Source organism: Acidiferrobacter sp. (assembly GCF_054609335.1).
The window spans coordinates 24,726-36,468 of the sequence record NZ_JBTRWP010000028.1; the positions used below are offsets into that span (position 1 = coordinate 24,726).

An 11,743-nucleotide genomic window follows, 5' to 3' on the forward strand; every position below is an offset into this window, starting at 1 on the left:
CACGCCTTGCTCGCGGGCTCATTCGCTTCCGGTCATCAGGGGCGCTTCCTCGGACCGCCGTCGCTCGCGACGCTTGCGGAAGGTTTGCACGGACCGGCGGAAATGGTAGAGCGAGTTCAGGTAGTAGAGGCCCTTGAAGACCGCCAGAGAACGCCAGATAGGGGTGTCCCCGAAGATGTCTCCGGCAAGCACCGACAAGAGCGCCTCCTGGACCCGAAATATGTTACGGGGACCCATGAAGAGGTCCCGCATCGTCGGGTGATTGACGCGATAGATAAACCACGAGAACTCGCGCGGCCCTTGGCGGAGCTTGCGGTCGTACACCCGTAGCGCGCGCAGCGCCATGCTGGGCTTGCTGAGGCAGGCATCGACCGCATCCGCGGCCAGAAAGCCGCCGTGCATGGCCAGCATCACGCCCGACGAGAACACGGGGTCTATGAACGAAAAGGCGTCGCCGAGCAGGACATAGTTTGCGCCGTAAGAGCGGTCGCAGCCGTAGGAGAAATTGCCCGTCGCGGATACCTCCGAGACCAGTTCGGCGCCGGCAAGGCGCTCGGCAAGCGCCGGACAGAGGGCGACGGTGTCGCGAAAAAATGCTTCCACGGGCTTGCTGCGCTGTTTGAGGTAATAGGGCCATACCACGGCGCCCACGCTCGTGGTGCCATCGGCCAGGGGTATGAACCAGAACCAGCCGTGCTCGAACCAGAAGATCGAGATATTGCCCTCGGCGCGGCCGTCGTTGCGCACGGCGCCTCGGAAGTGCCCATAAAGCGCCGAGCTGTTGTGCCGGGGGTTGCGCCGTTTCATGTGGAATCGGTTGCCGAGGAAGGTGTCGCGCCCGGATGCGTCGATCAGGAAGCGCGCCTCGAAATCCTCGACGCTTCCATCCTCATGGCGGGCACTTACGCGCGCGCCGGCCCCCTCTTCGAGAAAGGTGACATCCTGCACCCGGCACCCTTCCCGGGTCATGGCCCCCTTGGCCTCCGCATTGCGGAACAGGATGGTGTCGAAATCCGCACGACGCACCTGGTAGGCGTAGGGCATGTCCTTGTTCCAGGCCTCGGCGAACTGGAACTCCTGTCGCGCCTTCTCGTGCCAGGGGGAGACGAACTCGGCCCCCCACTTCATCATGCCTAGGGCGCGCACGGCCTCGCCGACGCCCAGGCGCTCGAAGAGCGGAAGGTTGGCCGGGAGCAGAGATTCGCCGATGTGGAACCGCGGGTGACGACTTTTTTCCGCAATGACGACCCGGTAGCCGCGCTCGGCAAGCAGGGCCCCAGCCGTGCTACCCCCCGGCCCCCCTCCGATCACGAGAACGTCACATTGTGTAGCCATCAGCTTGTCCTTTTAAGCGTCATGTGCTGACCCGCCCGCCCGCGAACAACGTAGGCTCCACTGAAAGCCGGGTCCGCCACCTTCGACCCCAAGGCCACATGTGATGAGATAGGCGGCGACAAAGTCTAGCAAGTATGCACGGTTAGATACACACAAAGACACTACCGCGCTGGCCGTGGCTGACGGGGCCCAGGGCGCGGCCTACCACGACGAGGAAACCCGCATATGCCTCCGACCTCAGGGCGCTAAGGATCAAGATCTCGCCTCGCCGCGATAAGAGACGCCGCGCTCCTCCATCGCCCCTTGCCGTGCTCCTTGCCATCAAGCGTCACAAGCCCCAGGATCGCCATCCGATTCCGGCGCTCGTCACCCATCTGCCGATCTTCCCTCGAGACTAGGGCATCGAGAGGCTCGTATGGCACACACTACGTAAGAAGACCGAGACCCCCTTAAGCCTTAACGGGATCGAAGGCTTTATAATCGGCCGCGCACGCATGCATCGCTTGGCTATCGTATGCCGGTCGATGCAGAATCATCGCCTCATGGCCGCGTAGTTTGGTGTACGTGAAATCGAGGCAGGATCAATAGCGGCTCGCGGCCTTATCGCGACCATACGCGCCGGGACTCATCCGGTGGCTCTTACGGTCAGGTCACGAACCGGCTGATCGCCCAGAACTGGAGGCTCGCACCGACCAATGTCAGAACGTGGAAGGCGGCGTGAAAGTATTTCACGCGGTCGCGCACCAGAAAGACCACGCCGATGCCGTAGCAGGCGCCGCTTAAGCCCAGGGCCACGAGCACCGCAAGTGGGGTATGCCGGAAAAACGGCGCGGCGCCGAGTATCGTGGTCCAGCCCATGACCTGATAGATGTACTCTGACCGGCGTAGGTAGCGTTCCGGCGCCCCCCAGAGGAGCAGGATCGCGAGCCCAGCCAGCGCGCATTCCGTCACGACAAGGAAGGCCCCTGTCGCTCCGCGGACGAGGAGCGCCGCGACGGGGATGTAGGTGCCGGCTATGAACAGGGCGATGGCCATGCGGTCCAGGCGCTGGAACCGCTCCTTCAGGGGGCCCGTGGGCAGTATGTGGTAGGCGGCCGACACCGCGTACAGGCCGACCATGGCGAGCGAAAAGATCGCGGCGCACAGAAGCTTTGGGAGATCATTCGTCTGTGCCGCAAGGCGCGTAAGGATGGTGCCCACGACCAAGGCCGCGATGGCGCCCAGCCCATGCAGGGCTGCATTGATCCACTCTTCCTCGCGCGACTGACAGCGTTCGGCGGGTGCGAGCGGCAGGACGTCGCTGAACTCCAACGTCGGCTCCGCGGCAAGGTCCGCGTCCACCTCGTCCATGCGGATCGCCTCTTGCGCCCCCCCACGGCTTTTCATCATAGCGATAAGCGCGCCCCGATCTCGCGCAGCCGCAGCCTGCGGCCCTCGTAGTCTGGCATGACCCGCCCCAGCTCGCGCCAAAACGGGGCCTTGTGATGGGGGGCGATCAGGTGGCAGAGCTCATGGGCGATGACATAATCGAACAGGTCCGCCGGCACGAGCATGAGCCTCCAATTCAGGCTGATCGTCCCGCGCGGCGAGCAGCTCCCCCAGCGTGTCTTCTGGCCGGCGATCCGAATCCGTTTGGGTGCCCGCCCGACCAGGGGTGCGTAATGGATGATGCGCGCGAGCGCGTGGTGTCGCGCCGCCTCCCGGTACCAGAACTCCAAGGCCCCGCGCGCCTGTTTTTCGTCGGGCGCCGCCACTTGCAGAAGCTCGCCGTCTCGGCGGACCTCCGGCATTCCGGGTCGGTAGTGGAGCCGTAAGCGCAGACTTTCGTCCAGGTGCTGTAGGCCCAGTCCGTCGGCAAACACGGAGGCCCTTGGCGCCTCGTTCAGTCGCTTCAAGGTCCGCTCGATCCAGGGCGCCTTGGCCTTGAGGAAGGCCTCGATGTCAGCCTGTCGGGTGCTTGCGGGAACGAGCAGGCGCATGGCGCCTGCGGGGTTGATTTGCAAGCAGAGGGTGCGACGCTTGCGACTGCGGACAAGGGCGTAGGTCGCCACGCTCAGATCTCGATCATCTCGAATTCATCCTTGGTCGCCCCGCAGTCTGGGCAGGTCCAGTTCTCCGGCACGTCTCCCCAGCGCGTGCCGGGCGCGATGCCGTGTTCTGGCAGGCCTTTCTCTTCTTCGTAGAGGAAACCGCAAATGACGCACATATAGACTTTCGGGACGTTCGCATTCATGCGGCTATATTGCCATGATTCCCACTTCTCGTGAAACGCGACCGCAGGCAGTACAATGCCGCGATGACAAGCCCCCGTACCGCCATTGTCCTCTGCAATCTCGGTGGCCCCGATAGCCTCGCCGCCGTCGAGCCCTTTTTGCGCAACCTGTTTTCCGATCCCGATATCTTCAAGTTTCCGTTGGCTCCCGTCACCCAACGCCTCTTTGCCTGGTTGGTCGCGCGCCGCCGTCGCGAGGAAGCAAGCCGCGGCTATGCGGCCCTTGGCGGGGCCTCGCCCATCGGCGCCAATACCCAGGATCAGGCCTGGGCGCTCGAGCAGTCCCTGGCCGACCTTGAGGCGCGGGTCTTCGTCTGTATGCGCTACTGGCATCCCTTGACGGCGGAGGTTGTCGCGGCGCTCAAGGCGGGCGGCTACCGGCGCGTCGTCCTCCTACCCCTCTACCCCCAATATTCCTTGACCACGACCGGCAGTGCGCGCAACGAATTCGTGCGGCAATGCGCCCGCCTGCACTATCACCCCGACGTCCGGTTCATCGAGTCTTGGTACCAGGATCCCGACTATCTGGATGGGATCGTCGCCAGCATCAAGACGGCGGCCGCGCAATTCAGCGCCCCGGACCCCGCGCGCATCAGCCTGCTTCTCTCTGCGCATGGTGTGCCGCAGCGCCTGATCGCACAAGGCGACCCCTATCGCATGGGAATCGAGGAGACCGCGCGGCTTGTTTGCGAGCGGCTCGGCTGGCCGCAAGTGACCTTGTGTTATCAGAGCCGCGTCGGACCGCTCGAGTGGCTGCGTCCGTATGTCGACGATGTCATCCGCGACCAGGGGCGCGCGGGTGTCGATCAGATCCTCGTCTACCCGATCGCCTTCGTATCCGACCACATCGAGACGCTTTATGAGCTCGGGATGACCTATGCCGGGCTTGCTCGGGAAGTGGGCGTCCGGGAGTATCATGTCGTGCCGGCCTTGAATGCCCATCCGGCACTGATACGCGCGCTTGCGCGCATCGTGCGTCACGCCCTTAAGGAAGAGAGGTGACTGTGAACCCCCCGAACCCCCCTATCGTACTGGTCTTCGCGGGTAACGACCCGACCGGCGGTGCAGGCCTTCAGGCCGATGCCGAGGCGCTCTTGAGCATGGGTTGTCATGCCGCTCCAGTAGTCACGGCCGTGACCGTCCAGGACACCTTTGGACTGAAGGGTTTTGCGGCCCTGGAGCCGGCGCTCGTGATCGAGCAGGCGCGCGCGATCCTTGAGGACATGCCGGTCGCGGCCTTCAAGGTCGGCATGGTCGGAAGCCTCGCCAACCTGAGTGCGATCGCCGAAGTCATAGCGGACTATCCCGGCATCCCCGCAGTCATCGATCCGGTGTTGACGACCGGGCGCGGCGACGAATTGAGCGACGAGCCGCTGGAGGAGGGATTCCGCTCGCTCCTCTGCCCGCTCGCGACCTTGCTGACCCCGAACAGTCGCGAGGCCCGCAGGCTCGTACCGGAGGCCGATACGCTCGAGGCCTGCGCTCAGGGTTTGATGTCGCTCGGGTCGCGTTACGTCCTCATCAGCGGGACCCACGAACCGACCGAGCCGGTTGTGAACCTGCTTTACGGTCATCGTCAATTCCTGGACCGCTTTACCTATAAGCGCTTGCCGGGGGAATATCACGGCTCCGGTTGTACGCTCGCATCGAGCTGCGCGGCCGTCTTGGCCCAGGGCTTGGAGCCCGTGAACGCGATCATCCAAGCGCTGGAATACACCTATAAGACGCTCGAGCGGGCGTGGTCTTTGGGGATGGGGCAGCAATTACCGGACCGTCTGTTCTGGGCCCGGGAAGACGGGACCGGGACGGGTTGAGGATCACGGGTCTTTATGCGGTGACCGATACGGGGTGCTGTGACCTCAAGGGCCGCGAGCGGGTCCGGGCGGCGCTCGCGGGCGGGGCACGGATGTTGCAGGTGCGTTGCAAGGACGCGCGCCCCTCTGTCGACGTCGTCCGAGCCCTGGTCGCATTGGGGCATGCCCACGGGGCGCCCGTGATTGTGAACGACGATGTGGGGCTCGCCCGTGAGGCCGGCGCCGATGGCGTGCACCTGGGGCGCGACGACACGACCTTGGAGTCCGCGCGCGCCGCGCTCGGCCCGTCCGCCATCATAGGCGTGTCCTGTTACGCGGATCTCGGCCGGGCGCGGGACGCGGCGGCGCGCGGGGCCGATTACTTGGCTTTCGGGAGTTTCTATCCCTCGCGGACCAAACCCCATGCGGTCCGCGCCGAGCCGTCGCTTTTGACGGCGGCGCGCGTTCTGGGCAAGCCCCTGGTGGCGATCGGCGGTATCTTGCCCGAGAATGGGCGCACCCTCATTGCGGCCGGCGCCTCGGCGCTTGCTGTGATCGACGGCGTTTTTGGACAATATGACATCGAGGGCGCCGCGCGCGCCTATCAACGGCTTTTCGAGGAGACCTTATGACTGCAAGCCACCGCGCCTTCATGCGTGCCCGATCGGTCATCGCAGGCGGCGTCAATTCGCCGGTGCGGGCCTTTAAGGGTGTCGGGGGCGAACCGATCTTCATGCAGCGTGGCGAAGGCGCCTATTTGTTCGATGTGGATGGCAAACGCTATATCGACTATGTCGGCGCTTGGGGGCCCCTCATTCTGGGGCACGCGGATCCTGACGTGACGCGCGCGGTCGCCGACACCGCCTCGCGTGGTCTATCGTTCGGTACGCCCACCGAGATCGAGACGGATCTGGCCCTTGAGGTGCGCGCGTTGATGCCAGGCCTCGAGCGGCTGCGCTTCGTCAGTTCCGGCACCGAGGCCACGATGACCGCTTTGCGTCTGGCGCGCGCGGTCACAGGACGAGACAAGGTGGTGAAGTTCGAGGGTGGCTACCACGGCCACCCGGATTCCTTGTTGGTCAAGGCAGGCTCGGGCGCCCTCACGCTCGGGGTACCCACCTCGCCGGGCGTGCCCGCCGCGCTTGCTGCCCACACGCTTGTCGCCCGTTTCAACGACCCGGAGTCCGTGGCCGAGCTCTTTGCTCTTCATGGGGACGATATTGCGGCCATTATCGTCGAGCCCGTGGCCGGGAACATGAATTGCGTTCCGCCGACCGCGGGCTTCCATGAACGTCTGAGAGCTCTATGCGACAAATACGGCGCGCTGCTTATTTTCGATGAGGTCATGACGGGCTTCCGGGTCGCGCCCGGTGGCGCCCAGGCCTTGTATGGGATTCGGCCGGACCTGACGACGCTTGGCAAGATCATAGGCGGTGGTTTGCCTGTGGGCGCGATCGGGGGACCGGCGGCGCTCATGGATCGACTGCTTCCCGACGGTCCGGTCTTCCAGGCAGGCACGAATTCCGGGAATCCGGTTGCCATGGCCGCAGGCCTCGCCACGCTCCGCAAGCTCCGGTCCCCGGGTTTCTATGAAGGCTTGACCAAGCGGGTGGAGGATTTGGTGGGCGGGCTTTCCGAGGCGGCGGAGCGCCATGACGTTCCGTTTGCCACCAACGCGGTGGGCGGCATGTTCGGTCTTTTCTTCACCGCGGGTTCGGTGCGCAGTTATGATGACGTCATGGGCGCCGATGTCGAACGTTTCCGGCGATTTTTCCACGGACTGCTGGGGCTCGGCGTTTATCTTGCGCCCTCGGCCTTCGAGGCTGGGTTTGTCTCCGCGGCCCATACGCAAGCGGATATCGAGGCGACGGTCGCGGCCGCCGAGCAGGTGTTCGCACGGCTCTAGCGTTGCAGGGTTGCGAACGTAAAAAAGAGGGGCCTTTCGGCCCCCAAGTTACTCCCCCACACGGAATCTTTAGCTGACCAGGATGCGTTGCTCGCGGAATTGTGCGGTAGCAACATGCGGATAGGCCACGTTATTCGATAGCGATATGTCGATGCCGAGCATGGCCACGACGTCGTCGTGCGCCCGGATTCCCGGCATCTCCTCGCGCAGGTATTCGTAGTGCGCGTGGTTCATGTATACAACATTGGGACGCACCCCGAACGCCTCTTGGTAGTCGTTGACGAGCGTCAGTACGCAACTTAGCATTGTGTCCTCCCGAATCTGGTCGCCGTGTCCTTGCCTGTATCAAAGCAAGCACCGTGCCAACGAAGACAGAACACAAAATCGTAGTAATTACAAAAAGTTACGGCGCCTTGGACTTCTTGCCCGCCGAGGATGGACGTGGCGTGTCATGCCGCCCCGCGCCAGGCGTCATATGCGGCGACGCCCTCCGGGGTTTCGATCCCGTCCGGTTTGTGAATATCCGGCGCCCACGGTCCCCTGGTGCGCCGATTCTCCATGGGCCCCCTCGCGCGGCCGCCGCGTACCGCGAGGGAGCGATAATTGTAAAGAGAATGAAACATGGAGCAGCAGCGTATCGGTGGCGCTTTCGTTTGTCTTCGCCTCGCGGTATCGTCGAGACAAGGATTGCGGCTCAGGAAGGCGTAGTGCGTGGCGGGGGGCACACACGCAAGCGACAGTCGGTGTATCCTGCCCAGGCCGCCGACCGACCGTTGGCTACTCGCGAGTGCGCCCGTTGGGGAGATGGATGTTGGACACCAAAGCAAAGAAAGTCTTGGACGCCCTTGCTCATTCCGACTTTCCCTATCGTCAACTCATAGAAATGATGCCGGTGGCGCTCTTGGTCCTCGCAAACGACGAGGCCATTTTCGTCAACGCGGCGGCATGTGCGCTCCTGGAAGCGGATACGTCCGATGAGCTCCTTGGTTTGCCGGTGACCGCCTTTGTGCATCCCCAAGAGCGGGAGATTGTGGAAGAAAGAATGCGCCACCTGCAGGCTGGTGCCTCCCGGAATCCTGCGATGGATCTCAAGATCATCACGCGCCGCGGCCAGCTCCGGCGCGTATCGAGCTCCAGCATGCGCGTCGTAGTCGGCGAAACTCCGCTTATCGTAGTAATCGCCACGGACGACACCAAGCGCCATGAATCCGAAGATCGGCTAAAGGAGAATGAGGACAACTTTCAGAGGCTTTTCGAGAGCACTCAGGATGTGTACTACCGTACCGATGCCAATGGCGTGGTCCTCAAGGTGGCGCCCGCGGTGCGGCGCGTCCTGGGCTATGAGCCAGAAGAGATCGTGGGGCGCCGCGCGGAAGAATATTACCCCCATCCAGACGAGCGGGACGCGCTGAAGGCGGCGCTCAGGACTCATGGGCATGTCCAGGATTTCGAAGGGCGCATGGTGCGTCGCGACGGTGTCATCATTGACATCTCGATCAGCAGCTACACCCTTTACAGTCCTGAAGGGGAGTTCCTGGGGGTCGAGGGAATCTATCGGGATGTGAGCGACCGCAAGAACCTCGAGCGCGAGCTGCGGCGACTTGCCACCACCGATATGCTGACCGGTATCGCCAATCGCCGCGCCTTCCTCGAACGCGCCACCGAATCCTTGCGCCATGCGGGGCGCTACGACAAGGGTTTGGTGCTATTCATCGCCGACCTGGACCACTTCAAGTCCATCAATGATCGCTATGGTCACCTAGCGGGTGATGTCGTCCTCAGGCGTTTTGTCGAGGCGGTAAGTCCTGAGTTGCGCGAGACGGATCTGTTTGGGCGCCTGGGTGGCGAGGAGTTCGGAATCCTGCTTCACGAGGTCCGTCGCCAAGAGGCGGAGCATGTGGCGGAGCGTCTAGGCGAATGCGCGCGCAGTCTGCGTTTTTTGGGCGAAGACGGCGATGAGTACGGTGTTACGGTGAGTATAGGGGCGACCGAGAGGCACCACGACGACCGCGGGATAGAACGCCTCCTTGTGCGCGCGGACATGGCACTGTACGCCGCCAAGGAGGCAGGCCGCGATCGCACCCGATGGTCGCCGTTCTAGGTGTCGCGTAGACGATCACGCCCTCGAGGCTTGCATCCGACGTGTCAGCCACGGAAAAGTCTGGCACCATACTTGCGGTCTCGCGACAGCTAGCCTGTCATGACGTCCGTCCATCAGGGGCCATAAGGAGGCTCAACGCGAGCTGCTCTCGAATGTGCAGCCGCTTCCCTCAGGGATCCCCATAATGCTGGACATACGGGCGCAATCGATAACCACTTTTTCGCCGGTATGGAGTTTGCCTGCCGCCGCTCTCTCAGAATCCCTCATGGTCATCTGGTCGTTGACATGGTGCCTACTTTGCAGTGATACCACAGGCCGGTTTGCGAAATCCTGCGCGATGGAGGTCACAACGCCGCTTATCCTTACCATGTGCCCCGCGAAGCGACGGTTCATCGCCCCAGGGTCGGTGTGGTAAGCGGTATAAAGCTTGCGGGCCGAAATCGTAACCACAGGAAGGTGAGGCGCTGTGCCGGCGCGTGCCCTGTGGGGAACGAATAGGGGTAATGCCACATCGGCAATCACGAGCCCGAAAAAGACCACCACCGTGGCGGCGGTAAGCGTGCGCCATTGAATTTCGGCGCAATGGGGGCACTGCAAGGTGCGGTAGTTGATGGTTTGCTTGCAATGTCGGCAGATCATGGTGTTCGTGCTTCCTGTGTCAGGTCTATGCATCTCTCGCGGACAGTATAGTGGCAGCGAGACGGTCGGCCAAACGGTAAGGAGCCGGTGGGTGGGCGTGCCCAAGGTCTTGCAGCAGGGGGTTGCCTGGTGGCCGCGCCTGTAACTTCGCCTCTTTCTGCCGCGAGATTTAGTGTCCCGGCTAACGGCTGTCCTTCTTTTTACCCCGTCTCGCCGGGACCATCTTATACGGTCATCTCATTTGGTCGCGGCAGGAATGGCGATTGCTCGGGAGCCCCCGCACAGATCAGGATAGGCGCTGCTAACGCGGCCGGTGGCTACCTCGAGTATTTGGTGTCAAAGCGTTGGTGTCCCCCGTGCCCTTCTGAGACGAGTTGCAGCTGCCCCCACCGCGGCCGCTTTGGCGCCCACATAGATTTTGGCGCGCAGCGCATCCAGGGAATGGACCGGATAGCCGCCCCGCGCGCTCACGAGATCGCGGACGGCATAAGGATTGGACCCTAAAGTCGGCGAGAGACGATGATCTCCTCAACCCCCCCTTGGGCGCGACATAATCCCGCCATTGGGAACATAGGCTACAGCGATACGACGGGCCATTATCTTGCGGATAGTAGCGCGGGTGGCATGGCGTTAGTAAGTAGCATCAACTGTGCGAAAAACGCACCTATTGCTTCCGCCTCTTTGTTTCTTGGAGGTTCCCACATTCGGCTTCCCCGATGGCGCACCGCTGACCTTTACTTGACATCCGCGGTCATCCTCAATCCAGTATACTCTTGTATTTCCGTAACCGCTTGCCCCCCGTGGTCCCAACGGGGGCAGCATGACGTCTGCAGGACGGGATGCAGGCCCCGCGTCTTACCCTTTATATCGCCCATACGATCTGCCCGCAATCGCCGTGTTCGGACCGCATGACGCCCTGTCGCCACGATTCCCACAAACGCCGCCGCGCCCCTCGCGGACCATTCCTATTCCTTACGTGCCCAATCTAACCTGTAGCATGTGATGGCCGCCCCGCTGCACTTCGTACGGAACCACCTCCACACTGGCGATGAATCCATGTGATGTAAGGTCCGATACGAGTGGCGCCACATAGGGCGAAACCTCGAGTCCCAGAGTCAACAGCGGAAAGACGCGGATTTCATTGGCGACGCGCAACATCTCCCGAATGGAAGCCAAATGAAATTCAAAAGTCAAATGGTCCGAGTACAGGAATAGAAAATGGGAGCACAGGGCCAGATCGAACGCGCAGTCCGGGAACTCCAGGTGCGGCAGTTCGCCTATGACATAACGGCCCTCCGCCTTCCCTTTATCGAAGTCTCCGACAAAGCTCCGCAGGGCAGCGCATCGATTCTCCTTCAGATGGTCCGGCGATCGATGGTAGCGCCAAGTCCAATCGTCCGGCGCGGCTTTTACCTGATCGATAATAAGGTCTACTACTGCGTAGAAACGTTCCGCAATGTCCGCGGCACTGAAAACGTAGAGGGGATCCACAGATATCACTGACCCACCCCGTGCCGTCATCTCCGCATTAAAGCTCGCCGGACCGTCGGCAACGCTTATGATGTTTTTTGGCTCTTCCGGGTTTCGTGTGGGTAGCCCATAAAAGTCTCATGACGGACGCCCTGCTGGATAAAGGTCAAGCTTCCCGCAAGGAAAGAAAATCGCGATGCGATATTGGGTGAAATTCCGATAGCCGC

Annotated in this window: 12 protein-coding genes; 5 read left to right on the forward strand and 7 right to left on the reverse strand. The window is 62.5% G+C overall.

Annotated features, from left to right (window positions below):
• Positions 1–18: 18 nt before the first annotated feature.
• The 4 genes from ACYCTF_RS08975 to ACYCTF_RS08990 form a co-directional block, all read right to left on the reverse strand.
• Complete coding sequence (locus ACYCTF_RS08975; protein ID WP_461283843.1) at positions 19–1,335, reverse strand: NAD(P)/FAD-dependent oxidoreductase; 1,317 nt, start codon at positions 1,333–1,335, stop codon at positions 19–21.
• 645 nt (positions 1,336–1,980) lie between these two features.
• Positions 1,981–2,724, reverse strand: a complete 744-nt coding sequence (trhA, locus tag ACYCTF_RS08980; protein WP_461283842.1) for a PAQR family membrane homeostasis protein TrhA — start codon at positions 2,722–2,724, stop codon at positions 1,981–1,983.
• Positions 2,721–3,386, reverse strand: coding sequence for a M48 family metallopeptidase (locus ACYCTF_RS08985; protein ID WP_461283841.1), 666 nt, complete (start codon positions 3,384–3,386; stop codon positions 2,721–2,723). Before ACYCTF_RS08985 ends, trhA begins: the two co-directional genes overlap by 4 nt.
• Positions 3,387–3,388: 2 nt before the next feature.
• Complete coding sequence (locus tag ACYCTF_RS08990; RefSeq protein WP_461283840.1) at positions 3,389–3,568, reverse strand: rubredoxin; 180 nt, start codon at positions 3,566–3,568, stop codon at positions 3,389–3,391.
• A gap of 30 nt (positions 3,569–3,598) precedes the next feature.
• Here ACYCTF_RS08990 and hemH point away from each other — a divergent pair, with 30 nt between their 5' ends.
• The 4 genes from hemH to hemL are packed head-to-tail and all read left to right on the forward strand — an operon-like array spanning position 3,599 to position 7,306.
• A complete protein-coding gene (hemH, locus tag ACYCTF_RS08995) occupies positions 3,599–4,609 on the forward strand; it encodes a ferrochelatase (protein WP_461283839.1) in 1,011 nt (336 codons plus the stop codon).
• A gap of 2 nt (positions 4,610–4,611) precedes the next feature.
• Complete coding sequence (thiD, locus tag ACYCTF_RS09000) at positions 4,612–5,421, forward strand: bifunctional hydroxymethylpyrimidine kinase/phosphomethylpyrimidine kinase (RefSeq protein ID WP_461283874.1); 810 nt, start codon at positions 4,612–4,614, stop codon at positions 5,419–5,421.
• The gene (gene thiE, locus ACYCTF_RS09005; RefSeq protein WP_461283838.1) at positions 5,418–6,032 is read left to right on the forward strand and encodes a thiamine phosphate synthase; all 615 of its coding nucleotides are present in this window, start codon (positions 5,418–5,420) and stop codon (positions 6,030–6,032) included. Before thiD ends, thiE begins: the two co-directional genes overlap by 4 nt.
• Positions 6,029–7,306 (forward strand): glutamate-1-semialdehyde 2,1-aminomutase, encoded by a 1,278-nt coding sequence (gene hemL / locus ACYCTF_RS09010; protein ID WP_461283837.1) that lies wholly within the window; start codon positions 6,029–6,031, stop codon positions 7,304–7,306. The genes thiE and hemL overlap by 4 nt, the downstream gene beginning before the upstream one ends.
• A 69-nt stretch (positions 7,307–7,375) precedes the next feature.
• On the opposite strand, the gene ACYCTF_RS09015 is transcribed toward hemL, so the two are convergent.
• Complete coding sequence (locus tag ACYCTF_RS09015) at positions 7,376–7,612, reverse strand: hypothetical protein (protein WP_461283836.1); 237 nt, start codon at positions 7,610–7,612, stop codon at positions 7,376–7,378.
• A gap of 502 nt (positions 7,613–8,114) precedes the next feature.
• On the opposite strand from ACYCTF_RS09015, the gene ACYCTF_RS09020 reads away from it, so the two are divergent.
• Positions 8,115–9,407, forward strand: coding sequence for a sensor domain-containing diguanylate cyclase (locus ACYCTF_RS09020; protein WP_461283835.1), 1,293 nt, complete (start codon positions 8,115–8,117; stop codon positions 9,405–9,407).
• A 132-nt stretch (positions 9,408–9,539) separates the two neighbouring features.
• Here ACYCTF_RS09020 and ACYCTF_RS09025 read toward each other — a convergent pair whose 3' ends face one another.
• Positions 9,540–10,046: an OB-fold protein gene (locus tag ACYCTF_RS09025; protein WP_461283834.1), complete on the reverse strand. Its 507-nt coding sequence runs from the start codon at positions 10,044–10,046 to the stop codon at positions 9,540–9,542.
• Positions 10,047–11,018: 972 nt separating this feature from the next.
• Entirely contained in the window at positions 11,019–11,537 is a 519-nt protein-coding gene (locus ACYCTF_RS09030; protein ID WP_461283833.1) for an SAM-dependent methyltransferase, read from the reverse strand.
• Between the last annotated feature and the right edge of the window lie 206 nt (positions 11,538–11,743).

Coding starts and splice junctions, on each gene's coding strand:
- ACYCTF_RS09015 (WP_461283836.1), bottom strand. CDS start 7,612: ATGCTAAGTTGCGTACTGACGCTCGTCAACGACTACCAAGAGGCGTTC.
- hemL (WP_461283837.1), top strand. CDS start 6,029: ATGACTGCAAGCCACCGCGCCTTCATGCGTGCCCGATCGGTCATCGCA.
- ACYCTF_RS08975 (WP_461283843.1), bottom strand. CDS start 1,335: ATGGCTACACAATGTGACGTTCTCGTGATCGGAGGGGGGCCGGGGGGT.
- ACYCTF_RS09025 (WP_461283834.1), bottom strand. CDS start 10,046: ATGATCTGCCGACATTGCAAGCAAACCATCAACTACCGCACCTTGCAG.
- ACYCTF_RS09020 (WP_461283835.1), top strand. CDS start 8,115: ATGTTGGACACCAAAGCAAAGAAAGTCTTGGACGCCCTTGCTCATTCC.
- ACYCTF_RS08990 (WP_461283840.1), bottom strand. CDS start 3,568: ATGAATGCGAACGTCCCGAAAGTCTATATGTGCGTCATTTGCGGTTTC.
- trhA (WP_461283842.1), bottom strand. CDS start 2,724: ATGATGAAAAGCCGTGGGGGGGCGCAAGAGGCGATCCGCATGGACGAG.